21 protein-coding genes, 1 tRNA gene and 2 pseudogenes are annotated in these 22,754 nt (G+C 65.1%); 7 read left to right on the top strand and 17 right to left on the bottom strand.

What is annotated here, in order from left to right:
• Positions 1-1,698: a phosphoenolpyruvate--protein phosphotransferase gene (gene ptsP, locus H5V44_RS02835; protein ID WP_185191606.1), complete on the top strand. Its 1,698-nt coding sequence runs from the start codon at positions 1-3 to the stop codon at positions 1,696-1,698.
• Between the two features lie 8 nt (positions 1,699-1,706).
• Here ptsP and H5V44_RS02830 read toward each other — a convergent pair whose 3' ends face one another.
• From H5V44_RS02830 to H5V44_RS02800, 7 genes are all read right to left on the bottom strand, one after another.
• Entirely contained in the window at positions 1,707-2,486 is a 780-nt protein-coding gene (locus tag H5V44_RS02830) for an ABC transporter permease (RefSeq protein WP_185191605.1), read from the bottom strand.
• Positions 2,452-3,825, bottom strand: coding sequence for an ABC transporter substrate-binding protein (locus H5V44_RS02825; RefSeq protein ID WP_221625527.1), 1,374 nt, complete (start codon positions 3,823-3,825; stop codon positions 2,452-2,454). The genes H5V44_RS02830 and H5V44_RS02825 overlap by 35 nt, the downstream gene beginning before the upstream one ends.
• Positions 3,822-4,673 carry an ABC transporter ATP-binding protein gene (locus H5V44_RS02820; RefSeq protein WP_185191604.1) on the bottom strand — a complete coding sequence of 284 codons (852 nt, stop codon included), beginning with the start codon at positions 4,671-4,673 and terminating at the stop codon, positions 3,822-3,824. The genes H5V44_RS02825 and H5V44_RS02820 overlap by 4 nt, the downstream gene beginning before the upstream one ends.
• 3 nt (positions 4,674-4,676) lie before the next feature.
• Positions 4,677-5,630: an ABC transporter substrate-binding protein gene (locus tag H5V44_RS02815; protein ID WP_185191603.1), complete on the bottom strand. Its 954-nt coding sequence runs from the start codon at positions 5,628-5,630 to the stop codon at positions 4,677-4,679.
• A 273-nt stretch (positions 5,631-5,903) separates the two neighbouring features.
• Complete coding sequence (locus H5V44_RS02810) at positions 5,904-6,728, bottom strand: class I fructose-bisphosphate aldolase (protein ID WP_185191602.1); 825 nt, start codon at positions 6,726-6,728, stop codon at positions 5,904-5,906.
• A gap of 110 nt (positions 6,729-6,838) precedes the next feature.
• The gene (locus H5V44_RS02805) at positions 6,839-7,321 is read right to left on the bottom strand and encodes a DUF7529 family protein (protein WP_185191601.1); all 483 of its coding nucleotides are present in this window, start codon (positions 7,319-7,321) and stop codon (positions 6,839-6,841) included.
• A 197-nt stretch (positions 7,322-7,518) separates the two neighbouring features.
• Positions 7,519-8,820, bottom strand: coding sequence for an L-lactate MFS transporter (locus H5V44_RS02800; RefSeq protein WP_343067672.1), 1,302 nt, complete (start codon positions 8,818-8,820; stop codon positions 7,519-7,521).
• A 306-nt stretch (positions 8,821-9,126) separates the two neighbouring features.
• Here H5V44_RS02800 and H5V44_RS02795 point away from each other — a divergent pair, with 306 nt between their 5' ends.
• The 6 genes from H5V44_RS02795 (at position 9,127) to H5V44_RS02770 (ending at position 16,584) form a co-directional block, all read left to right on the top strand.
• Complete coding sequence (locus H5V44_RS02795; protein ID WP_185191600.1) at positions 9,127-11,859, top strand: dipeptide ABC transporter ATP-binding protein; 2,733 nt, start codon at positions 9,127-9,129, stop codon at positions 11,857-11,859.
• Between the two features lie 52 nt (positions 11,860-11,911).
• On the top strand, positions 11,912-13,618 hold the full coding sequence (locus tag H5V44_RS02790) for an ABC transporter substrate-binding protein (RefSeq protein ID WP_185191599.1): 1,707 nt from the start codon (positions 11,912-11,914) through the stop codon (positions 13,616-13,618).
• Between the two features lie 46 nt (positions 13,619-13,664).
• Entirely contained in the window at positions 13,665-14,678 is a 1,014-nt protein-coding gene (locus tag H5V44_RS02785) for an ABC transporter permease (RefSeq protein ID WP_185191598.1), read from the top strand.
• Positions 14,675-15,592, top strand: coding sequence for an ABC transporter permease (locus H5V44_RS02780; RefSeq protein WP_185191597.1), 918 nt, complete (start codon positions 14,675-14,677; stop codon positions 15,590-15,592). The genes H5V44_RS02785 and H5V44_RS02780 overlap by 4 nt, the downstream gene beginning before the upstream one ends.
• Positions 15,585-15,935, top strand: coding sequence for a DUF7268 family protein (locus H5V44_RS02775; protein ID WP_221625526.1), 351 nt, complete (start codon positions 15,585-15,587; stop codon positions 15,933-15,935). Before H5V44_RS02780 ends, H5V44_RS02775 begins: the two co-directional genes overlap by 8 nt.
• A gap of 499 nt (positions 15,936-16,434) precedes the next feature.
• A complete protein-coding gene (locus H5V44_RS02770) occupies positions 16,435-16,584 on the top strand; it encodes a DUF7557 family protein (protein WP_185191596.1) in 150 nt (49 codons plus the stop codon).
• A gap of 74 nt (positions 16,585-16,658) precedes the next feature.
• On the opposite strand, the gene H5V44_RS02765 is transcribed toward H5V44_RS02770, so the two are convergent.
• The 10 genes and pseudogenes from H5V44_RS02765 to H5V44_RS02730 all read right to left on the bottom strand — a co-directional run bounded on the left by H5V44_RS02765 (position 16,659) and on the right by H5V44_RS02730 (position 22,618).
• Positions 16,659-16,898: a helix-turn-helix domain-containing protein gene (locus tag H5V44_RS02765; protein WP_185191595.1), complete on the bottom strand. Its 240-nt coding sequence runs from the start codon at positions 16,896-16,898 to the stop codon at positions 16,659-16,661.
• Between the two features lie 256 nt (positions 16,899-17,154).
• Positions 17,155-17,248, bottom strand: a tRNA-Pro gene (locus H5V44_RS02760).
• A gap of 53 nt (positions 17,249-17,301) precedes the next feature.
• Complete coding sequence (locus tag H5V44_RS02755) at positions 17,302-19,137, bottom strand: FAD-binding protein (RefSeq protein ID WP_185191594.1); 1,836 nt, start codon at positions 19,135-19,137, stop codon at positions 17,302-17,304.
• A gap of 139 nt (positions 19,138-19,276) precedes the next feature.
• Positions 19,277-19,549: a C2H2-type zinc finger protein gene (locus tag H5V44_RS02750; protein WP_185191593.1), complete on the bottom strand. Its 273-nt coding sequence runs from the start codon at positions 19,547-19,549 to the stop codon at positions 19,277-19,279.
• The gene (locus H5V44_RS17385) at positions 19,546-19,722 is read right to left on the bottom strand and encodes a hypothetical protein (protein ID WP_246403643.1); all 177 of its coding nucleotides are present in this window, start codon (positions 19,720-19,722) and stop codon (positions 19,546-19,548) included. Before H5V44_RS17385 ends, H5V44_RS02750 begins: the two co-directional genes overlap by 4 nt.
• A gap of 48 nt (positions 19,723-19,770) precedes the next feature.
• Positions 19,771-19,947, bottom strand: a pseudogene (locus tag H5V44_RS18055) (HNH endonuclease); the annotation flags it as partial.
• Positions 19,948-20,538: 591 nt separating this feature from the next.
• Positions 20,539-21,183, bottom strand: coding sequence for a hypothetical protein (locus H5V44_RS02740; RefSeq protein ID WP_185191592.1), 645 nt, complete (start codon positions 21,181-21,183; stop codon positions 20,539-20,541).
• Between the two features lie 135 nt (positions 21,184-21,318).
• Positions 21,319-21,843, bottom strand: coding sequence for a hypothetical protein (locus H5V44_RS17380; protein WP_246403775.1), 525 nt, complete (start codon positions 21,841-21,843; stop codon positions 21,319-21,321).
• A 138-nt stretch (positions 21,844-21,981) separates the two neighbouring features.
• Positions 21,982-22,176 (bottom strand): annotated as a pseudogene (locus tag H5V44_RS17375) (HNH endonuclease); the annotation flags it as partial.
• A complete protein-coding gene (locus tag H5V44_RS02730) occupies positions 22,169-22,618 on the bottom strand; it encodes a DUF5805 domain-containing protein (RefSeq protein WP_185191590.1) in 450 nt (149 codons plus the stop codon). The pseudogene H5V44_RS17375 and the gene H5V44_RS02730, both read right to left, overlap by 8 nt.
• Between the last annotated feature and the right edge of the window lie 136 nt (positions 22,619-22,754).

The following is a 22,754-nucleotide window of genomic DNA, read 5'->3' as shown; positions in this document are numbered from 1 at the left end:
ATGACGCGGCGGCTCTCCGGCGTCGGCGCCACCCGGACTGCGGGCGCCGGAACGGCGGTCTGGTACGCGTCGGCGCCGACGCTCGGCGACCCGCCGCCCGCCGACGCCGTCGACCCCGATGCCGAGATCGAGCGCTTCGAGACGGCCCGCGAGGCGGCTCGCGAGGCAGTCCGCGCCGAACGCGAGCGGGCCACCGAGCGGCTGGAAGACGCCGAAGCGGCCGTCTTCGACGCCCACGTCAGGTTTCTCGAAGATCCGCAACTGGCCGAGGGCGTCGAGGAGGAGGTAAGGGACGGACTCCCGGCCGAGCACGCGGTCGATCGGACCCTCGGGGCGTTCATCGACCGCTTCGAGGGGATGGACCGACGGACGGCCGAACGGGCCGACGACCTCCGCGACGTGCGCGATCGGCTGCTGCGGGAGCTGATCGGCGAGGATCGCGAGGGGCCGGCGGACCCCCCTGCGGGCGGCGTCCTGCTCGCCGAGCGGCTCACCCCGAGCGACACGGCCCGCCTGGACCCCGACCGCGTCGCCGGCTTCGCGACCGTCGCGGGCGGCCGGACCGCCCACGCCGCGATCTTCGCGCGGTCGCTCGGGCTGCCCGCGGTCGTCGGCGTGGGCGAGGAACTCCGCGACGTCGACGAGGGGGCCGATATCGTCGTCGACGGCCGCCGCGGCGAGGTCGTCGTCGATCCCGACGCGGCGACTCGCGAGGCCGCCGGGGGCGACGAGGCGGTCGAGATCCGGACCGAAAGCGTCACGACCGCCGACGGGACGCCCATCGAGGTGGCGGCGAACGTCGGCGCGGCAGCCGACCTCGACGCCGCGGTCGACGCCGGCGCCGACGGGATCGGGCTGTTCCGCACGGAGTTCCTGTTTCTCGACCGGGCCGAACCGCCAGACGAGGACACACAGTACGAGGCCTACCGCGAGGCGCTTGCGGCGTTCCCCGACGGCCGGGTGGTGGTGCGGACCCTCGACGTCGGCGGCGACAAGCCCGTCGACTACCTCCGTACGCCGGCGGAAGCGAACCCCTTCCTCGGCGAGCGCGGAATCCGGCGGTCGCTGGGGGTCGACGCCGACCACTTCGAGACGCAACTCCGTGCCCTTCTGCGCGCGGCCGCGGCCGATTCGGGCGGGCAGCTCTCGGTGATGCTGCCGCTTGTCGCGACCGTCGAGGAGGTGATCGAGGCCCGCGAGGCGATGGCGTCGGTTGCGGCGGATCTCGACGCCGCGGGCGAGGCGTACGCGATCCCGGCGTTCGGCGCGATGATCGAGACCCCGGCGGCGGCGTTGCTGGCCGAGGAACTCGTCGCCCACGTCGACTTCCTCAGCCTCGGCACCAACGACCTCGCGCAGTACGTGATGGCCGCCGAACGGGGGAACCACCGGGTCGCGGCGCTTGCCGACCCGCGTCAGCCCGCGGTGCTGCGGGCGATCCACGGGACCGTCGCGGCGGCCGAGGGGAGCGACGCGTGGGTCGGCGTCTGTGGTGAGATGGCGGGTGATCCCGGGTTGACGGCGTTGCTCGTCGGACTCGGGATCCGGGAACTGAGCGCGGCGCCGGCGGCGGTGCCGCGGGTGAAACGGGCCGTGACCGAGGTGCGGGACACGGAAGCCCGGGACCTCGCCGAGCGGGCGCTCTCGGCAGCGACGCGCGAAGACGTCGAGGAAGCGATCCGCGAAAGCAGGCCCTGATCCCCGAGTTACCCCCAGTTCCACCGGGCGTGAAGCCGGCGGACCGAGAGGTCGAGCCAGAAACCGATGAAGCCGATCACGAGCATAATCGCCGGGATCTCGGCGTAGGCGAACCGGTCGCGGGCGTCGAGGATCAGATAGCCCAGGCCGGTGTTCACCCCCAGCATCTCCGCGGGCACCAGGATGATCCAGAGGATCCCGATCGACAGCCGGATCCCCGTGAGCATATCCGGGATCACCGCGGGGACGACGACCCGGCGGAGCAGGGCGCGGGTGTCGCCGCCGAGCGACTCACCGACCGTGAGCCAGTCGTCGTCGATGGTCGCGATCCCGTGGGCGGTGTTCAGGACGATCGGCCAGATCCCGGCCATAAACATCACGAACACCGCGGATTGCGTCCCGACGCCGAAGACGATGATGGCGATCGGGAACCACGCAAGCGGCGAGATCATCCGCATGAACTGAAACAGGACCGTCGTCGCGCGGTCGGCCGCTCGGAAGTAGCCCACGAGGACGCCGATTGGGAGCCCGGCGGCCAGACACAGCCCGAGTGCGAGCCCGAACCGGTAGATGCTGACGAACACGTGGTCGTAGAACCCCGGCGAGACCAGCAGCTCCGCGAGGACGGCGAAGGCGTCCGCCGGCGCGAAGTTGGTGATGATGCCGCTGCCGAGCGCCGTCACTGCCCACCAGACGGCGAGGCCGCCGACGAGTCCGACTGCCGGCAGCAGGCGGCCGCGTTCCTCGATCAGCTCAGAACCGTATCGTCTCTTGTCTCTCGTAGCCATTGTCCTCCGAAACGTCGAACGCCGGCGGCCCGCCGGCGTCTTTTAGGGCTGTTCGAACGGGGTCGTACGCCACCAGGTCGTCGGCGACGGTCGAGGGATCGAGGTCCTCGAGGAAGGCGTCCTCGCCCTCGACACGCGTCTCCCGCATCCGGCGGACCAACTCCTCCGTGTACGACTGGTACGGGTACGGGTAGAAGCCGATCCGTTCGACGTCCCACTCCTCGTGTTGGATCGCACCCGACTCCAGGTACGGGTCGTGGTTGGCGTAGTGGGTGAGCGCGCGGTCGATCGGCTCCGGCCCCTGCGGCAACAACCCGCTCTCGGCGTCCGAGAGGAGCCGCGCCGCCTCAGAGCGGTTCTCGCGGATGTACTGTTGGGCGTCGACCAGGCCCCGCATCACGTCGGTCGTCCACTCCGGTTGTGACTCGACCAACTCCTCTTTCATCACGACGACACAGCAGGCGTGTCGCCGCCAGATGTCGCCGGTGAACCGGAGGATCTTCCCGCCGGCTTCGAGTTCGCCGATCGCGTTGAACGGCTCCGCAACGATGTAGCCCGTGATGGAGCCGTTCGCCAGTGCCGCGGGCATATCCGGCGGCGGCATCACGACGAGGTTGACCTCGTCGTCGGCGACCGCACCCGCCGAGGAGTCCGTCCGGGGGGTGAGCCCCTTCTCGCGGAGCCCCAGTTGGAGGATGACGTTGTGGATCGAATACCAGAACGGGACTGCAACGGTGGTGCCGCCGAGGTCCGCCCACTCGTCGATCTCCTGGCGGACCGTCAGCGCCGACCCGTCGGTGTGGTCCCAGGCGACGACGTTGACGTCGCCGCTCAGTTGGTCGCCGTAGCGCATCCACACCGTCATCGGCATCAGGAAGTGGGCGACGTTGACCTCGCCGGCGAGGAACGCCTCCGCGAGGTCCGCCCACCCGCGGAACAGCGTCGGCTCGGCGACGTCGACGTCGTGGTCGGCGAAGTGGTCGTTGGCGTAGCCCGCAAGCAGCGGCGACGCGTCAGTGATCGGGATGTAGCCGATCTCGGCGGTCGGCGGACCGCTCCCGCCGCCCCCGCCGAGACAGCCCGCCGTCGCGCCGATACCGGCCGCCGCCAGCGACGCCAGCCCGGACTCCTTCATGAACTCCCGTCGGGAGAGCCCGCGCGTGCGGGCGGCCTCGGAGGGATCCCGCCAGCCGGCGCCGCCGACAAGTTCGCGTGCCGTCTCGGCCACGTCGGGAGCGACGCTGTTGCCGCTCGCGCCGTGATCGTGCCCTCCCGACCGCCCGTCAGTGCCGTCAGCCGGGTCGCGGCCGGTGTCGTGTGCGTCGCGACCGGGCGTCATTGTAACCCCACCTGTTCGAGCCGCTCGAAGGTCGCCGCCCGGTCTTCGAGGAACGACTCGTCGTCCCGCGACCGGGTGTCGCTGTCGATCGACTCGACGTGTTCGATGCCGTCCGGGATCGTCCCCATGATCGCCACCCGGTCGCCGAGGTACACCGCCTCGTCGATGTCGTGGGTGACGAACACGGTGGTGACGCCGAGGTCGTCGACGATCCGGCGGAGTTCGTCCTGTAGCTCCATCTTCGTGAGTTGGTCGAGCGCCGAGAACGGCTCGTCGAGCAACAGCACCTCGGGGTCGTTCGCGAGCGTCCGCGCGAGCGACGCCCGCTGTGCCATCCCGCCGGAGAGGTCCGACGTGGCCGCGTCCTCGAAGCCGTCGAGCCCGACCAGATCGAGCAGGTCGTCGATCCGGTCGGGGTCGGGGTCCTCGCCGCGGAGCCGCGGGCCGACCGCGACGTTCTCACGGACCGAGAGCCACGGGTACAGGAGCGGGTCCTGGAAGACCACGCCCCACCGGTAGTCGGGACCGGTCACCGGCTGGCCGTCGATCTCGACGTCGCCGCCGGTGGGCTCCTCAAGTCCCGCAAGCAGGTGCAGAAGCGTCGTCTTGCCGCACCCCGAGGGGCCGAGCAGACAGAGGACCTCCCCCGGCTCGACGTGCAGGTCGAGCCCCTCGAAGACGAGCGTCTCGTCGTACCGCTTCGTGAGATCGCTGGCATCGATCGGCGCGGCGCCGGTCGCACGACGGCCGATCCCGTCACCGTCGGAGCGGGACCCGGAGGGAGTCGCCTCGTCGGTGTCGGCCCGGTCAGTTCCGTCGTCGGGCGCCGTTCGGGACTCGAGGGACATCGATCAGTCCGCCGTCGCCTCGGCTTCCTCGTCGTCGGCCTCGGACTCCTCCTCGGGGAGAACCTCGTCGTTGTCGAGTTCCTCAGCGGTCCCGATGTCGGCGTCGTCGGGGACGAACCCCTTCTCGCGCATCCAGTCGGTGGTCGCGTCGATCCGCTTCTCGTCGGGGGCGCGGACGGGCAGGAACTCCCGGAGCTCGAACTCCTCGCGGAGCCGCTCGAAGTTCACGTCGTCGAACGCGGGCTTGTCGGCCGCCTCCGCTTCGAGTAGCTCGACGTAGCGGTCGGTGTACCCCTCGAGGTCGTCGTTGATGTCGGCGACCGCGCGGTTCAGCGCCGCGAGGAACCCTTCGAGCTTCTCCGGCTCGGGCTGTTCGCGGGTCGTGATGGCCGCGCGGCACGGGCCGTCGAACACTTCCTTCAGCTCCTCGTCGTAGCGGCCCAGCGTGACGAACGGTTCGAGGACGGCGATGGAGTCGACCTCGCCGTTCTTGACCGCCTCGAAGCGCTCCTCGGCCTCGCCGACGTGTTCGAGGACGATATCGTCCGCCTCGAACCCCTCGTTCTCCAGCATCTCCCGCATCGAGTAGAAGGAGGTGGCGTACTTGTTGATCCCCATCGGCCGACCTCGCAGGTCGTCGATGGTGTCGGCGTCGTCGGCGGCGCGGACAAAGACCACGCGGTCCCACTCGCTGTAGGAACCGACGATGTCGCGGTCGGTCTCGGAGACCTCCTGGACCGCGTTCCACTCACAGACGCCGTGGGTGCCGCCGTCCTCGTCCATATCCTCCCACCAGTCGGCGTCGAAGGCGTTCTCGCCCTCGAAGTCCTGTGTGCCCGGTGCGAAATACGAGAGGTCGGCCTCGACGCCTTCCTCCTCGAAGTAGCCTTTCTCCTCGGCGACGTCCTGTACGAGCTTCCACGTGAAGTACTCGTGGGAAATGTCCAGATCTGACATCGGACAGTCGTACGGCCGATTCCCCAATATAGGCCCTGAACCCGACAAGCTTGATCGGTGAAACCCCCTTCGCGCAAGTATTGCGGGAGCCTCTCAGCGGCGCACGCCCGCGGTTGTGCGTACGGATGAAATTCCGGCGCACCAACCGTTCATCCGGGCGGTTCACGGATCCGGGTTCCGTCCCGAGCGGATTTCTCCCACAAAACTTGCACGTTTCTCCGTCGCCGGATCGGAGCGCGGGAGCGGGGGGAGACGCGCGGGCGCCGGCGGCGGTTAGCTTCGGATCTCCCGGGGCGTCCGACCCTCGAAGATCACGGTTTCGAGTTCGTTCAAGAGCGGCTCGGGGTCCTCGCGCTGGAAGATGTTCCGCCCGACCGCGAGCCCGTTGCCGCCGGCCGCGATCGTCGAGTGAACGTCCTCGAGGAAGGCCTCGTCGCTGCGCTTCGACCCGCCGCTCATCACCGTCTTCAGCCCGCCGACCGCGTCCTCGAGCTGCTGCCAACCCGCCCGGGAGCCGGGGTACTTGCATTTGACCACGTCGGCGCCGAGCTCGAGCCCCAGCCGACCGCCGTACGCGACGACCGCCGGGTCCGCCTGGCCGCTGTAGTCGTCGTTCTCCTCGATCCCCTTGCCGCGCGGGTAGCTCCACATCACCACGGGAACGTCGTAGCTCCGGGCCGCCTCCTGGACCTCGCGGAACTCCGTCCACATCCGGTCCTCGTGGAGGGAGCCCGCATACATCGTGTACCCGATCGCGTCGGCGTCGAGCTCCTCGACGGCGTACGCCACGGAACACTGTTTCGGCGAGTAGTAGTCGTCGCGCTTCGGGAGGTTGGAGTTGCCGTTCACCTTCACCAGAAGCGGCGCCCCGTCGTCGACGTCGTTGTCGGCCTCCCAGGTCCGGTAGTACTCGGCGTTGCCCTTCTGCAGCGCGATTGCCGTGACCGCGTCGTGGCGGCCGACCTCGAAGACGTGCGTCGGGTCGGCGCTCTTCGGCATCGGCTCGAAGTCGACGGGGCCGTGTTCCGTTCCGTGGTCGTACGCCAGGATGAGGGAGTTTCCGTTCCGGACGATGGGTGAGTCGTCGATGTCTCGCATAGTGCACGGTGCTCCCCGAGAGGGTATCAATTTTCCGTCCCTCAGGGGCCCGAGACCAAATATTGTTTGAAAATCGTGTTGTAATTATCTCGGTCCCGACCGTCGAGGGGTTACGGCGCTTCGGGGAGGAACGGCTCGGGGTCGTCGTGGACGAGTTCGACGGTGTCGTCGTTCAATCGACGGCAGAACAGCCGGAGTTCTTCGGCCTCGCGGACGGCTTCGATCGCATCGGTCGAGGACGCCCGGTGGTAGTAGGCGGGGACGAACGCGACCGCCTCGGCGTCGGTGTCCCGCTCGGCGGCCAGCAGGTAGACGACGCCGCCGCGCTCGGCGCGGAACACCTCCACGTCTCCGAACGTGTGGTCGGCGACGATCGATTCGAGTTCCGAAAACTCCGGGCCGGGGAGGAGCACGTCGATGCCCGTCCGCCGCTCGGAGTCGACGAACACCGAATCCCCCGGGTGGAGCTCCAGCGTCCGCCACCCACGCTCCCGGTACGTGGCTGCGGTCGACTCCATGTCCTCGATGACGTCGGTCCATCCCGCCTGCGCCCGGACGTTCGTCGGGGTCTCCGAAGGGGGGCGATCGTTCATACCCGTGTCGGGAGCGCGGCGATGGAAAAACGTTCCTCTCGACGGGTGGGACGCCCGGTCCGCGGCGTCGCTCGCTTAGTCCCGGACGAGGACCACGCGTTGGAAAACCGCTCTGGCGGCGTCATTGGCTATAACTACGTGAAGATGTTCCACACCCCGGGGTGTCGGAATCCGTCACGGGACGATAGCCGACAGTATCAGTCGGTCGTCGCGGCGCCGGCCTGGTCGGCGGTGCCGCCCTCCTGGAGGGTTCCCAACCGCCACCGGAGCGCCACGACCGTCGCGAGCCCAACGACGAGCGCCGCGTTCATTATGTACAGGGCGCTCGTGTACCCCCCGGTCGTTTCGAGGATGAACGAGGCGAGCTGTGGCCCCGCCACACCGGCGACGCCCCACGCGGTGAGGGCGTACCCGTGGATCGCGCTGACCTCCTTCGTGCCGAAGAGGTCGCTGAGGTACGCCGGCAGGCAGGCGAACCCACCGCCGTAGCAGGTGATCACGAGGAACATCGTGCCCGCGAGGACCCACACGCCGGCGAGTTGCGGCATCAGCAGAAACGCCACGATCTGGATGAGCATAAACGCCCCGTAGGTGGTTGTGCGGCCGACGTAGTCCGACAGCGACGACCAGAGGATCCGACCGCCGCCGTTGAAAATGCCGATGTACCCGGTGATGAACGCGGCCGTGGTGGCGGTCGCGCCGCCGATCTGCTGGAGCATCGGCGACGCGAACGCGAGCAGCATAATGCCCGCGGAGACGTTGATGAAGATGATCAGCCACACCATCCAGAACCGAAGCGACGTCCGGGCTTCCGCGGCGGTGAGGTCCTCGATGCCCGGTAACGCGCTCTTGGCCTTCTCGTGGGCGCCGTCCTCGTCGTCCATACCCTCCGGGAGCCAGCCGTCGGCCGGCTTTGTGAGGTAGCTCGCCCCCAGCGTCATCAGGACGAAGTAGAGCCCGCCGAGCCCGTAGAACGCGGTCGCGACGCCGAACTCCCGGATGAGGTAGCTCCCCAGCGGGCCGGTCAGCAACGCGCCGGCGCCGAATCCCATTACGGCCAACCCTGTGGCCATCCCGCGTCGGTCCGGGAACCACTCGAGAAGCGTTCCGATCGGCGAGATGTAGCCCAGCCCGATCCCCATCCCGCCGACGACGCCGAACGTCAGGACGAAAAGCGGGAGGCTTCCGAACTGGACGCTCAGGCCCGCGCCGAGCATCCCGGCACCGTAGAGGACGGCCGCTGCCAACCCTGCCAGCCGCGGCCCGTAGGACTCGACGTATCTGCCGAGGAACGCGGCGGTGATCCCGAGGACGAACACCGCAATCGAGAACGCGAGCGTGACCTGCGATGTCGCCCACCCCTGCGTCTCCCGGAGCGGGATCTGGTAGATGCTGTAGGCGTATATCGATCCGATCGAGAGGTGGATCGCCACCGCGGCGAGTGCGATCAACCTCCGATCCTTGTTCGCTTCGACGGTACTCGTTCCCGTGTGAGACACGACTATCCGTTGGATTACACGTAATTAACGGTGTCTCCGGGGGGCCGGAAAACGAGTGTACTTGAGAGACCATCCGGAATATTTTGGTGTTTTATTTTTCGTATCGCCGTGTCCAACCGGGACGTTCGAATAAATATAAAATATCTTATTTTTGAGGCGGCTACCGGTCCGTTCGTGTCGACGCAACCGACAGTGTCGGGGTTACGCGCCCGGCGGCGGGACGACCGGCTGCGCCGGCGTCCGAGGCCGGTGTCGTGGTCCAGTCATCCACAAGTTACTTTTGCCGGAAGACACCAGCGCTCAGTAGTGACCGACCTTCTCTCACTCTCGAACCTCCGGACGCAGTTCAGGACCGAGCGTGGGGCCGTCAAGGCCGTCGACGGGATTGATATCGACATCCGGGAGGGCGAGACAGTCGGCCTCGTCGGCGAGTCCGGCTCCGGCAAGAGCGTCACCGCCCTCTCCGCGATGGACCTGATCGACGATCCCGGCAAGATCGTCGACGGCCGCGTCACGTTTCGCGGCGCCGCCCTGGCCGGCCGGCTCCTCGGGGAGTTCGAAGACGCCCTGATCCGGTACCCCTTCGAGTTGATCGACGCGGTACACACCATCGCCGACGACCTCCGCGCCGGGGTGGGTGTCCGGGACGCCGCCCGCGACCTCCGCGGCATCGCGGACGACCTCGACGGCCGCGCGGATCCCGCGGGGCTGGCGGCGACGCTCAACGCCGCCGCCGACGACCTCGACGCCCGCACGGACCCCGAGTCGGTCGGCGCGTCGCTCGCGACGGCCGTCGACGACGCCACAGACGGGTTCGTCTACGTCGACGACGACGCCCGAGCCCGGCTCGCTGACGGTGGCGATCCCGAGTCGGTGACGATCGAGACGGGCGTGATCGACGTGACTGCCGCGCCGGAGGAGGCCGTCCGGCGGATCCGCGGCGGCGAGATGGGGATGATCTTCCAGGACCCGATGACCTCGCTGAACCCCGCGGTGACGATCGGCGAGCAGATCGCGGAGTCGCTACGGCTCCACCGCTACGGCGGACAAAAGACGGATTCGTGGCTCAACGGGATCCGCGAGATCCTCCCGAAGATCGGGGGGCGGAGCGGCGACGAGGAGGTGATGGCGGAAGTCGTCGAGATGCTCCGGGAGGTCGGCATCCCGGAGGCACAGGCCCGCCTGGACGACTACCCCCACGAGTTCTCCGGGGGGATGCGCCAGCGGGTGTTGATCGCGATCGCCCTTGCGTGTCAGCCCAGCCTGCTCATCGCCGACGAGCCCACCACCGCCCTCGACGTCACCATCCAGGCGCAGATCCTGGACCTGATCGACGACCTCCAGTCGGACCTGGGGATGTCGGTGCTGATGATCACCCACGACCTCGGCGTCGTCGCCGAGACCTGCGACCGGGTGGCGGTGATGTATGCCGGCGAGATCGTCGAGGAGGGGCCCGTCGAGGAGATCTTCCACAACCCCTCCCATCCGTACACGTACACCCTGCTGGAATCGATCCCAACCGAGGAAAAAGAACGGTTGACCCCGATCGAAGGCAACGTCCCCGACCTGATCGATATGCCCGAGGGGTGTCATTTCGCGCCACGGTGCCCGTGGGCCGAACCCGCCTGCCGGGAGGGAGAGATCCCCGACCTCCAGCACGGCCCCGAGGACGTCGACCACCGCTCGAAGTGCATCCACGAGTCGTTCGACAAGGCCGCCTACGGTACTGAGGGTGTCGCCGCTGCGACCGAGACTGCGGTCGGCGACCCGCTCGTCGAAGTCGAGGGGATGCGGAAGTACTACGAACAGGACGACGGCGTCTTAGACAGGGTGGTCGGCGGCGGAAAGCCGAGCGTGAGGGCGGTCGACGGGATCGACCTCGACGTCCACGAGGGCGAGACCCTCGGGCTGGTCGGCGAGTCCGGCTGTGGGAAGTCGACCGCGGGCCGGGCCATTCTCCATCTGGACCCGCCGACCGACGGTCGGGTCCTCTTTGCGGGCGAGGACCTCGGCGGTCTCTCGAAGTCGGATCTCAGAGAGCGCCGGAAGGATATGCAGATGGTGTTCCAGGACCCGATGTCGAGCCTCGATCCGCGGATGACCGCCGGCCAGACGATTATGGAGCCGCTGAAGATCCACGGTCTCGCCGAGGGTAACCGCCGGCAACGGGTGTTCGAGCTGATGGAGGCCGTCGGACTCGAACGCGCACAGTACGACCGCTACCCCCACGAACTCTCGGGTGGCCAGCGCCAGCGGGTCGGGATCGCCCGCGCGCTGGCGGTCGACCCCGACTTCATCGTCGCCGACGAACCGGTGTCGGCGCTCGACGTCTCGGTCCAGGCGCAGATCATCAACCTTCTGGAGGACCTCCAAGAGGAGTTCGGGCTGACGTACCTGTTCATCGCCCACGATCTGAGCGTGGTGCGGCACATCTCCGACCGGGTGGCGGTGATGTACTTAGGGGAGATCGCGGAGGTCGCCGAGACGGAGACGCTGTTCGATGACCCCAAACACCCCTACACGAAGGCGTTGCTCTCGGCGATCCCCGAACCCGATCCGCTCGCCGAGACCGGCGATCGGACGATCCTGGAGGGCGACGTGCCCTCGCCGATCAACCCCCCATCGGGGTGCCGGTTCCGAACCCGGTGTCCGTCGGTGATCCCGCCGGATGATCTCGACATCGACCAGGAGCGGTACCGCGAGGTGATGTTCTACCGGCAGCGCGTCGAGGCCGGCGACGTGGATCCGGCCGCCATCGAGGCGAAGGCCGACGCCACGGTCGACGCCGCGCCGAGCGCCGTCGCCGACGGCGGAGGCGAGCACGCCGCGCTGTTCGAGCATTTCTTCGACGGGCCGCTGACCGGGGAGGCACGGGACGCCGTCGCCCGTTCGTTCGATCGTATTAAACAGGATCGATGGGCGGACGCCCGCGAGGTGTTGCGCGAGACGTTCGAGAGCGTCTGCGAGCGCGAACATCCCTCACTACCCGACCACGACGACCACCCGGTGTCGTGTCACCTACACGCCCACGACTCCTAAATTTCGGGACTAATCCAACAATATTAAATGCATAGCTTTACATCCGCCGGATATGTCCAGCGATGCGGAACAAACCTCCAGGCGTAGCTTCCTCAAAACTGCCGGCGGCGCGACCGTTGCGACCGCATCGATAACCTCCCTCGCAGGCTGCGGTGGCGGCGGCGACACCGAAACCGAGACCGACGACGACGGCGGCGGCAGCGACACCGAAACCGAGACCGGCGGCGGCGGTGGCGACACTGCGAGCCTCCGGTACGGCCGCGGTGCCCACTCCAGCACCCTCGACCCCCAGAACACCACGAGCGGCGAGGTCGCGAAGGTCACAAACCAGGCCTACGAGGGGCTGATCGCGTTCGAACCCGGCGAAGCCGCGCTCACGGAATCGCTTGCGACCGATTGGTCGGTCGACGGTCAGTCCGTCTCCATCACGCTCCGGGAGGGCGTGACCTTCCACGACGGGACGGAGTTCACCGCCGAGGACTTCATCGCCACCTACCGCCGATTCGTCGACGACGACTACGAGTACCACTTCGAGGACTCCTCGGTGTACGGTCCGTTCACGCTGGGCAACTGGATCGACACCGTCGAGGCGGACGGCGACTACGGGCTGTCGATCACGCTGACCCAGCAGTACGCGCCGTTCCTCCGGAACCTCGCGATGTTCGCGGCGGTCGTCATCTCCCAGGACGCAATCGAGAGCGACACCGACCTCGACCAGGAGATGGTCGGGACCGGCCCCTTCCAGTTGGAGACGCTCGACGACGCGAACAACCGCATCCAACTCTCCGCCTTCGACGACTACTGGGGCGAGGGCGCAAACGTCGACGAGGTGCTGTTCCTCACCCGCGGGCAGAACTCCACTCGGGCGCAGGCGCTCGTCGAGGAGGAACTCGACATCATCGACGGACTCGACCCCGACAGTATGCAGATCATCGAGGGGTCCGACACGGCGGAGACCCGGACGGCCACTGGGATCAACATCGGGTATATGGCGTTCAACCTCTCGCGGGTCGAGGCGTTCCGGGACCGCCGCGTCCGGCGAGCGATCAGCCTCGCGGTCGACACCCAGACCATCGTCGAGAACATCTACTCGGGGATCGCCACCCAGGCCGACCAGCCCATCCCGCCGGCGCTGTTCGGGCACAACGAGGACATCAGCCCCTACGAGCACGACCCCGAGCAGGCACAGACGTTGCTTGAGGAGGCGGGCTACGGCGACGGGTTCTCCTTCACGCTGACGACGTTCCAGAACCCCCGGGGCTACAACCCCGCACCGCTGCCGACCGCCCAGACCATCCGTTCGAACCTCCGGGAGGTCGGGATCGAGGTCAGCATCGACGACCGGCAGTTCTCGGACTATCTCACCTACACCAGCCAGGGGAACCACGACGCGACGCTCGCGGGGTGGTACACAGACAACGCTGACCCCGACAACTTCTGTTACGTCCTGCTGCACCCGCAGGTCGACGCCCCCGAAGACCAAGACTGGGTCGACTGGGACACCGAGGGATTCAACACGTCCAACAACGCCGCGTGGGCCAACAGCGAGTATATGGAGATCGTCGAGGAGGCCCAGCGGACGAGCGAGCAGAGCGAGCGTGCCGACCTGTACAACCAGGCCTCCCGGATCGCACACGACGAGGCCCCGTGGGTGTTCATCGACTACGCCGACGAGGTCCGCGGTGTCAGAAACGCCGTGAGCAACTACGTAGTTGCCGCGATCGGCGGCCCGTACCTCGAACGGGTCGAACTCGAGTGAGGTCCGACGAGTAGCGTTTAATCACCCACGCATCCACACTCCCCTGATGGTCTCAAAGCAGTTCCTGCTCAAGCGCCTGCTGCTCCTGTTTCCCGTGCTGTTCGGGGTCGCAACGGTGGTGTTCGCGATCCTCCATCTCTCCCCGGGGGATCCGGCAGTCACCATCGCCGGCGAGCGGGCCAGCCAGGAGTTTATCAACGAAGTCAGAAGCGATCTCGGGCTCGACGACCCGCTGTGGCAGCAGTACGTCCGGTTCCTCGGCGACGTCGCTGCGTTCGACTTCGGGCAGTCCTACCAGATCCAGCGCGGGACGCCGGTGAGCCAGATCCTCGCGAACCGGCTGCCGATCACGATCGAGCTCGCGCTGTTGGGACAGGCCGCCGGGCTCCTGTTCGGGCTTCCGCTGGGGATCCTCAGCGCCGTCAAGCAGGACACCTGGACGGACCACCTCACTCGGGTCGGCGCGCTCAGCGGGATCAGCGTCCCGATCTACTGGAGCGGCCCGCTTTTGATCCTGCTTTTCGCGCAGTTCCTCGGACTCCTGCCTACGAGCGGCCGGATCGGGTCGGCGTACTTCGTCGAGTCGCGGACCGGGTTCATCCTGATCGACACGCTGCTTGCGGGCAACGTCGCGGCGTTCCGGTCGGCGGCCGTCCACCTGGCGCTGCCGGTGGTGGTACTGGGGATCTACCAGATGGCGCTGATCTCCCGGATGATGCGCTCCTCGATGGTCGAGGTGATCCGCCAGGACTATATGCGGACTGCGCGGGCGAAGGGCCAAGGCGCGAAGATCACGATCATGAAGCACGGCCTGCGGAACGCGTTCATCCCCGTTATCACCGTGGTCGGGATCCAGTTCGGCTCGCTGCTCGGCGGCGCGGTCCTCACCGAGACGGTCTTCGAGATCAACGGGATCGGCACCCTGCTCGTGGACGCGATCAGCCGGAGCGACTACCCGGTCGTCCAGGCGACGGTGCTGGTCTTTGCAGTGTTGTACACGCTCGTGAACCTCGGCGTCGACGTGACCTACTCCGTCCTCGATCCACGGATCGAACAATGAGTACCGAAACACAAACCCCGGCGGTCGACCGTAGCGTCGTCGAGCGGCTCCGAGCCAGCCCTTTTCTCTCGCAACTGCTCTCGAACCGGCTCGCGGTAACCGGACTCGGCATCATCGCGCTCGTGGTCGTCCTCGCGATCTACGCGCGGTTGACCTACGACCTCGAAACGCTGCTCGCGACGCGGTTCGGTGTCAACCCCGCGGAGGCGCCGCCGAGCGCACAGTATCCGTTCGGCACCGACGGCCAGGCGCGCGACATCCTCCCGCGGGTACTGTACGGCGCGTGGTACGCGATCCTCTACGGCACCGTGACGGTCGCAGCCTCGACCGCACTCGGCGTCGGACTCGGGATCGTCGCGGCCTACTACGGCGACCTCACGGACAACGTCATTATGCGGACGATGGACGTGCTGCTGTCGTTCCCGTCGCTCCTCCTGGCGCTGGCGCTCGTCACCATCTTCCCCGAGGAGTTCGGGTTGTGGCGGGCGGTCGGCGCGCTGACGCTGGTGTACACCCCGCGCTTCGCCCGCGTCGTCCGCGGGGCCGCGTTGAAAGTGCTCGAAGACGAGTACACCGACGCGACGCGGGCGCTCGGGGCGACCGACCCGCGGCTGTTGCTCCGGCACGTCCTACCGAACTGCCTCGCGCCGATCACCGTCCAGTCGACGCTGAACTACGGGCTCGCGATCATCGACATCGCGGCGCTGTCGTTCCTCGGGTTCGGAGCCAGCCCCGGGGAGCCGACGTGGGGGATGATGCTGTCGAACGGCGTCGAGTTCGGTCTGTTCTCGGGGGCGTGGTGGTGGTCCTTCTTCCCCGGCCTGGCGCTTGCGCTGACCGTTCTGGGGTTCAACCTGCTCGGCGACGGGATGCGCGACGCGCTCGACCCGCGGATGCGGGAGACCGTTGACTGACGACGTCGACTACCCGGCGATCGCGCGCAGCGCCGCCCGCTGGGTGGGGATCGGCACCGGCGTCGCCCTCGCGGCGTCGACCGGACTGCTCGCGGTCGGGTCGCCACGGGAGGCGACCGACACCGCATTCGCGCTCGGCGCCTTGGTGCTCGGGTTCGGCGTGACCGCGTGGTCGGGCGCGATCGGACTCGGGAACTCGATCGAGCGGTACCAGGCGTACCGCGACGGCGACTCGCAGTGGACGCAGGCCGGCGCGCGGCGGGCCTTTGCGGTTCTGACCTGGGTCGGGTTGGGGTGGGCGCTCGGCGCGGTCGCTGCATCGGTGGCTATCGTCGGCGTCTGACCGGCAGGGAGTACGCTGTGGGTTGGTATCGTCCGGTCAGGCGACGGGGTGGACCCGGGCGTACTCTACTGGGCAACCGAAGCTGGGACTACCTCGAAAGCCCAGGCTCCGGCGAGTCGCCCTTTCAGTCTCGCCCGACGGCGGCTGCGTCACCAGCCACCGCGGGTGGGACTGAAGCGGGCCGGCGTCTCGACGAACCCGGACGTTCACGCCGGCGAAACCGCCGTGAGCTCGGGAGAGGTTTGCTCTCCCGGCGGCGCAAGCACCGCAGCAGTGAGGAGCGTCCTTCGAGAGAGCGAAGCTCTCTCGTTGCCACGAAAGACGGCAAGCATCCTTCGAACGACAGCGAGTCCCGGGAAGCGAGGAACTGCAGGTCCCTCGAAAAGCCGGCGGTTCCCGCCGAGGGCTTTCGGGGTATCTTCGCTCGAATTGATGTTGTCTGAACAGCATCGTGAACCCGGACCGAATGTTTACACCCGACCGCGGCGTAGACCCGTATATGCCCCAGGTACACCTCGACGACGAGACACTCGAACGGCTGGACGCGCTCCGGCAGGACGACGAGGAGTACGACGAGATCGTGAACGAACTGATCAACATTTACGAGGCCGAGGAGCTGACGCTGTTCCGAACCGGCGACGACGTGTAGGATCGAGAGACCGCGTGTTTCGGCTGTAGGGCCGAACGCGTCGCTGTAGGCGGAAAGACAGCGCGGGTGGTGCCTCAGCAGAGCGAGTAGGATTCGGCGTCCTGGTCGATCAGGCCGCGTTCACACAACGTCGAAAGAATACTGTACAACGAGATTTTCTTCATATTGAGAGAGGATTGGAGTTCGGAGACGGTGGCTTCCCCGTGTGTCGAGAGGAACAGATAGACCAGTTTCGCCCGCGGGGATTCGAGTTCCGACGGGATCGACGACGCGTTTAGCGCGGATGTCGTTCGGGAGTGCATCGTACGCTGCATTGTTGTTGTTCACCCCGTCGGATTCGACGATAATAAAACCCTCCCACGACGATTGTCGAAATCGGCGGAAACGCCGAATCCGACGCACACGCCCGTTGACCCCCGTATTTCCGGGTGCGTGTCATCATCTACCGGGGTTTCGGCTCGGATTCCCGCCGCGTTTTCGACTCGTGACGTGATCCGCCGGCGGGCTTGGGCGTCAGAATCGCCGGACGGGATCGTGACGAGCGGGGAATCGAAGCCACACCGCGGGGAGTGGAAGGGGCGGGAATCGAACCACGCGAAGCCGTAGATCGGCCCAACCGTCCGACGGTTGCTGCCGAATCGCTCTACCACTGAGCCACCCTTCCGAGCGGGGGTAGACAGCGCGGGGGTATATGGGTGACGGCGGGAGAGAACCGAGTCAGTAGCTCCGGATTTTCGGCTCGTAACGCTTGTTTTCGCCTTCGAGCAACACCGGCCGGTACCAGATCTCGGGCTGGCCGCCGTTCCACGACAGCATCGTGTGCTTCAGCCAGTTCTCGTCGTCGCGCTCCTGGTAGCCCTGTCGCCAGTGGGCGCCGCGGAACTCCTCGCGGGCCAGCGCGCCGAGGGTGATCGCCTCCGCGAGGTCGATCACGTTTCGGGTCTCGATGGTGTGGATGAGATCGGTGTTGAACGTCCGGGACTGGTCGGCGACGCCGACGTCCTCGTAGGCCTCGCGCGCCTCGCGGATGTCCTCTAAGGCCTGCTTGAGGCGGCCTTCCTCCCGGAAGACGTTGACGTTGTCCGTCATCGTCCGCTGGATCGACGCCCGGATCTCCGAGTGGTTCCGGCCGTCGTCGTTGTGCAACAGCGACTCCACGCGGGCTCTGGCGCGTTCGGTCGTCCGGTCGACGACGGTTGCGGGGGCGACCTCCGCGGCCCCGCCGTCGGCGACCGCTTCCCCGCTCCCGACGCTCGGATCGCCCGGTTCGACCGGGGTGTCGACGTCGCCGGGTTCCCACTCGCCGGTCCGGCCGGTGGGGATCTCCGCCTCCGCAAGGTCGCCACCCGCAGCGTGGGAGCCCGCACGGGCGCCGAAAACGATGAGCTCCGGCAGGGCGTTGCCGCCGAGGCGGTTCGAGCCGTGGACCGACGCACACGCACACTCGCCGGCGGCGTAGAGCCCATCGATCGCGGTCTCGCCGTTCTCGTCGGTCTCGATCCCGCCCATCGCGTAGTGTTGGCCGGGCTTGACCGGCATCGGCTCCTCTAAGGGGTTGACGCCCTCGAAGTCCTCCGAGAGGTGGATGATGTTCTCGAGGCGGTCGACGATCCGCTCCTCGCCGAGGTGGCGCATATCCAGGTGGACGTACTCGTCCTCGATGCCGCGACCCTCGTTGACCTCGGTGAGTTCGGCGCGCGAGACCACGTCGCGGGAGGCGAGTTCGCCGTCGTTGTTGGCGTACCCGTGTTCGAACATGAACCGCTCGCCCTCCGAGTTGTAGAGGATTCCGCCCTCCCCGCGGACGCCCTCGGTGATCAGGACGCCCGTGGAGGGGAGCGTGGTGGGGTGGAACTGGATGAACTCCATATCCTCCATTGGGACCCCGGCGCGGTACGCCATCGCGACGCCGTCGCCGGTGTTCGCCACGGCGTTAGTGGTGTGGTCGTACACCTGCCCCGGGCCGCCGGTCGCAAGGACGACGCCGTCGCGGGCGCGGAACCCCTCGACGGTGCCCGACTGGATGTCGTAGGCGGCGACGCCGTGGCAGCGCCGGTCCTCGGGGGCGGGTTCGTCGCTCACCGCCAGATCGAGGACGTACCACTCGTCGTAGACCTCGATCCCGCGTTTGACCAGCTGCTCGTACATCGTATGGAGCAGTTGGTGGCCGGTCTCCGCGCCGGCGTAGGTCGTTCGCGGGAACGACAGCCCGCCGAACGGCCGCTGGCTGACCCGGCCGTCGTCGTCGCGGGAAAAAGCCATCCCCCAGTGTTCGAGTTGGATGACCTCCTCGGGGCTGTCCTGCGCCAGCGTCTCGATGGCGGGGGCGTCGCCGAGGTAGTCCGACCCCTTCATCGTGTCGTAGGCGTGATCCTCCCAGGAGTCGCCCTCGCGGAGCGCGGCGTTGATACCCCCCTCGGCGGCGCCGGTGTGGCTTCGGACCGGGTGGAGCTTCGAGACGATGGCCACGTCGGCGCCCTCTTCCTGTGCTGCGATGGCCGCACGGAGGCCCGCGCCCCCGGCGCCCACCACGATGACGTCGTGTTCGTGCATAATGTGTGTAGTTCGGTGTTTGCTGTGCGGTTCTCGCGTGCTGCGGTCTATCTACGAACGCGTTACGACCGTACCCAAATGTGTGTTCCGGTCGTTCACGCATACTCCGATAGATAGTGGCGGTCTGACCCGCTCGCTGCTACTCTCCGTTAGCTAACTCCAGCACGACTCCGTCGTCTTGGAGATCGTCCCAAGTGTCGGGATGGATCTTTGCGAGATGGTTCATAAGACCGCGCTCAGTGTTCACTTCACGGCCACACACGGAGCAGCGATAGCGATCGTCGCGCTGCGTGAGCGATTTACCGTGGACCTGCGCGTGGTGAACCCGCATCGCCTTCTTGGTCTCGAACTCGCGGCTGCAACTCGGGCAACCAATGGTCGAGTTGAATTCGCCGAGCGTCTGCTGTGTCATCGTTCACCTCCATCGGTGACGGCTGCTGACTCCGCGGGCTCGCTAATCTCGCGGACGACCCCCTCCTCGAAGTCGGCCTTCGGCACCTTCCAAACCTCCTCGTCGCTGTCGAAGCGGGCGGTGGGGAGCTCTTGGAAGAACTCAAGATAAGCATCGAAAGATGCGGTACTCATATTACCTGTGCTTCTGAAGTCGACTGTGGGAGCCGTCGCTTGCTCGTGTGCAGCATTGTGGCACCGGCGACAGAGGAGGATTAGGTTGGACATCCTATCGGATCCTCCTCGGCCGCGGGGCACGATGTGATGCACATCGAGCGTCACGTCGGAACCCGAGGCACGACAGTTGGCACACTGCCCTCGTTCCCGTTCGCGGACGGCCTCCCGTATTTCCTCATTCACTCTGATCACCTCTGGTCGAGAGCGAGAGGCGGGGCTACCGATATTGGTAGCTTTGGCCCCCTCAGCGGGCCAGAAACCTACTCACGCGCTCCGACCGCACTCAATTCCTGCGCGGGCACACGTAAAGCCGTTGTGTCTCGCCAGATGTTACATATTTCTTATATTCAAATACGTGACCCAGAGGGTTTCTATCGGTCGTATAAACTATACTCCGATACAAAAGTAAGAGAAATGGCTGTTACACGGGTGGTATCCTGTGTACTGTATGGATGAGTTTATCTCCCCTTCAGAGGCCCTCGTTACTTGTGTTAACTGCTGATATGCTCGAACAATTCTGTGTGGGTCTTGGCGCACCCATACACCGCTTGGCGGGCCGCTGCGTTCCAGGGCTACATCTCCGAGCGATACCTGCCCGCCGTGACACCCCGTGAAATGGCTAACTCTCGGCGGAGACGGTGATCCCCTCACCGTGGTCTCAAAAGTGCCCTTTTTGACTAATCGTGACCGCGGGGGCCTGCCGTGTTGGAGAGATGGGTTTCGCCTTCCGCCCGCCGAGGACGGCGAATAGTACCCTCCCCGCTTTCTTCAGACTTAGTCAGTGTAGAGGCCGAACGTCTGGAGACGGTGATATAGCTTCCTCGTGGATTCGGGACTGTTGTAGAATAGTCGCCGTAGGATGGAGTCGATGATTCCGCCCTCGCTGTCTGACTTGATAGCTTCGTATCCGTGGATGAATCGCTCCTCGCCGACAGCGTGTAGCGTATCCAAGTCAGCGACGGTCTCCTCCCCTCGATTCAGCACCCACGCGACGAAGGTTAACGTAGCTCCGAAGTACGCAGCCTCGGCCACAGCCGACGTTTGAGCACCGAGGGCAGCTCCAAGTCCTGCGTAGAACAGCGACACAGGACCAACTGCGAAACCTGAAGGCACAAGCCCCAACCACGGGCCACGGATGAGGGGGTCTCGTTGCTGGTGACTTCGTTCGTGTTCGATAACTACCTCTTTCGATTCAGGGGGAAGCCGTTCGAACATCTGACGATTCAGAATGATGGTGTCGGCGAACGGAACATTCTGACCAAGTTTCGCTGACTCATCAGAGAACCAGTATACCCCCATCTCCTCGCCGCTGGTAAGTTCGACTGATCCACGTTCTTCGATGGGCGTCCTGACCAACCAAGCGAACGCCCTTGTATAGCCGTTTTTCAAGCGTTCTATTGCTTCTCCTGACGAACGCATATAATCTTGCACGACGTGACAACTGATAAGATTTTCACCGTGAAATGGAGGCGCTGCGTCATCAAGATCAGTCAATAAATACTAACTATCACCCTCTCAGATTGACTAATTGTCTAGTCTAATGAGTCTGCATTCCTATTTGCTGCTGACCAAGTCGTATATACCCTCTCTGTAATCAGTCACCAAGACTGGCCACGGGTAGGGCAACTTCTCCTTCCTCCCAGTGAGATACTGCTTTGTCGCAGGCTGGCCGCCGAAGCGATATTTGAAGCACTGCATTAAACGTTCAGGCAATAGGTTCCTACCCACCTCTCTCCCCTCCTCGTGCAACCCAATCTTACGCGCGTTTCTCTCTACGATATGGTGAATCGAATCAGCGGTTATTCTCTGACCCCAGTAGCTTATCGACAGTAGCAATTGATCGTGGGGTGAGTCTGGCCTGATCGCTAAATATCGTTTTAGATCTGCCTCCACCTCACGGTCCATCGGGATCCTAGTATCACACAGCCTTTTCGAGTGTCCGCTCCCTGGGCCGCTCTCATTTTGTTCTACATACAGATACGGCTGAGATTTGGGTGGAATGGTAGATGTAGTGCCAGGGCTACTCGGCCCCAAGTAAACATCATTTATATTCAAGTTCACGACCTCCTGAACCCCCATACCTGTCTTCGATAGCAGGAGGATCGTTAATCTCTCAAGAGGGTTTTTTGTTTGTTTGAGCAGTAATCTTAGCGTATTGAGACTCGGAATCCAACTTCCCTCGGAAGGTGTTTTGTGTTCTGAAGTCAGATTGACACTATCGTGTGCATTAGCGTGGCATTCATAACAGAAAGTTCGCAAATTTGACAATTTATCTTCACCACCCTCCGATCTCGGTACAATGTGATGGACCTCCAATAGGCTATTAGAACCGCAGTTGATGCACTTATTATCATCTTTCTCTATGCGCTTACGACGCAGTACTCTCCAAGGGGTATCTGTACTGTCACTCATTTGCTTGGGGTATATCAGTAAACCCTCCCCTCTGTCCATCATATCTGATCTGGTTAGAATCTCGAAGGTCGTCTAATTCTTTGTCAATGTACCTCTCGATATCGTCAACCACGGTATCAACGATCTCGTTCCACGTCAGGTAGTCTCCCCTTGAAATGGCTTCCAGAATTTGGCTCTCCAAGCAAATATCCTCAGAGAATTTATTAGACGGGTGGTCGCTATCTGGTATCGGAGTCTCTGCCCCACCAATTGAAGTAAGTTTTTTTTGACCGTTATCAGGGTCGAAGTGCTTTCTCCCTGCCTGAATCATCATCTTGAGATATTCGCTACGACTCAGTCCCAGTTCTTCGGCTTCTTCATCCCATTTATCACGCTGGTATACAGGAGCGTAGACCGTTATTGTCGCACGCGACGTATCAAGACCTGACTCATCATCAGACATTACTCATCATATTGTTCTGACACGATTTAAATTCCCCACCGTGACGGTTAGCCCCATCAACTGCTCTACTTGTTAACCAACACACTGCCAGTCGAGGATGCGTCTGTTGGTTAACGACACCGTCGGTCCCGTCTTC

It is taken from the genome of Halobellus ruber (assembly GCF_014212355.1).
Classification (GTDB): Archaea; Halobacteriota; Halobacteria; order Halobacteriales; family Haloferacaceae; genus Haloquadratum; species Haloquadratum rubrum.
Note: the sequence above shows the minus strand (reverse complement) of the source record. Positions and strands in the feature narration are given on the sequence as shown.

Bases quoted from the DNA above. Each gene is read 5' to 3' on its own strand.
- ptsP (WP_185191606.1), top strand. From the start codon at position 1: ATGACGCGGCGGCTCTCCGGCGTCGGCGCCACCCGGACTGCGGGCGCC.
- H5V44_RS02830 (WP_185191605.1), bottom strand. From the start codon at position 2,486: ATGGCTACGAGAGACAAGAGACGATACGGTTCTGAGCTGATCGAGGAA.
- H5V44_RS02825 (WP_221625527.1), bottom strand. From the start codon at position 3,825: ATGACGCCCGGTCGCGACGCACACGACACCGGCCGCGACCCGGCTGAC.
- H5V44_RS02820 (WP_185191604.1), bottom strand. From the start codon at position 4,673: ATGTCCCTCGAGTCCCGAACGGCGCCCGACGACGGAACTGACCGGGCC.
- H5V44_RS02815 (WP_185191603.1), bottom strand. From the start codon at position 5,630: ATGTCAGATCTGGACATTTCCCACGAGTACTTCACGTGGAAGCTCGTA.
- H5V44_RS02810 (WP_185191602.1), bottom strand. From the start codon at position 6,728: ATGCGAGACATCGACGACTCACCCATCGTCCGGAACGGAAACTCCCTC.
- H5V44_RS02805 (WP_185191601.1), bottom strand. From the start codon at position 7,321: ATGAACGATCGCCCCCCTTCGGAGACCCCGACGAACGTCCGGGCGCAG.
- H5V44_RS02790 (WP_185191599.1), top strand. From the start codon at position 11,912: ATGTCCAGCGATGCGGAACAAACCTCCAGGCGTAGCTTCCTCAAAACT.
- H5V44_RS02785 (WP_185191598.1), top strand. From the start codon at position 13,665: ATGGTCTCAAAGCAGTTCCTGCTCAAGCGCCTGCTGCTCCTGTTTCCC.
- H5V44_RS02780 (WP_185191597.1), top strand. From the start codon at position 14,675: ATGAGTACCGAAACACAAACCCCGGCGGTCGACCGTAGCGTCGTCGAG.
- H5V44_RS02770 (WP_185191596.1), top strand. From the start codon at position 16,435: ATGCCCCAGGTACACCTCGACGACGAGACACTCGAACGGCTGGACGCG.
- H5V44_RS02765 (WP_185191595.1), bottom strand. From the start codon at position 16,898: ATGCAGCGTACGATGCACTCCCGAACGACATCCGCGCTAAACGCGTCG.
- H5V44_RS02755 (WP_185191594.1), bottom strand. From the start codon at position 19,137: ATGCACGAACACGACGTCATCGTGGTGGGCGCCGGGGGCGCGGGCCTC.
- H5V44_RS02750 (WP_185191593.1), bottom strand. From the start codon at position 19,549: ATGACACAGCAGACGCTCGGCGAATTCAACTCGACCATTGGTTGCCCG.
- H5V44_RS17385 (WP_246403643.1), bottom strand. From the start codon at position 19,722: ATGAGTACCGCATCTTTCGATGCTTATCTTGAGTTCTTCCAAGAGCTC.
- H5V44_RS02740 (WP_185191592.1), bottom strand. From the start codon at position 21,183: ATGCGTTCGTCAGGAGAAGCAATAGAACGCTTGAAAAACGGCTATACA.
- H5V44_RS17380 (WP_246403775.1), bottom strand. From the start codon at position 21,843: ATGGGGGTTCAGGAGGTCGTGAACTTGAATATAAATGATGTTTACTTG.
- H5V44_RS02730 (WP_185191590.1), bottom strand. From the start codon at position 22,618: ATGTCTGATGATGAGTCAGGTCTTGATACGTCGCGTGCGACAATAACG.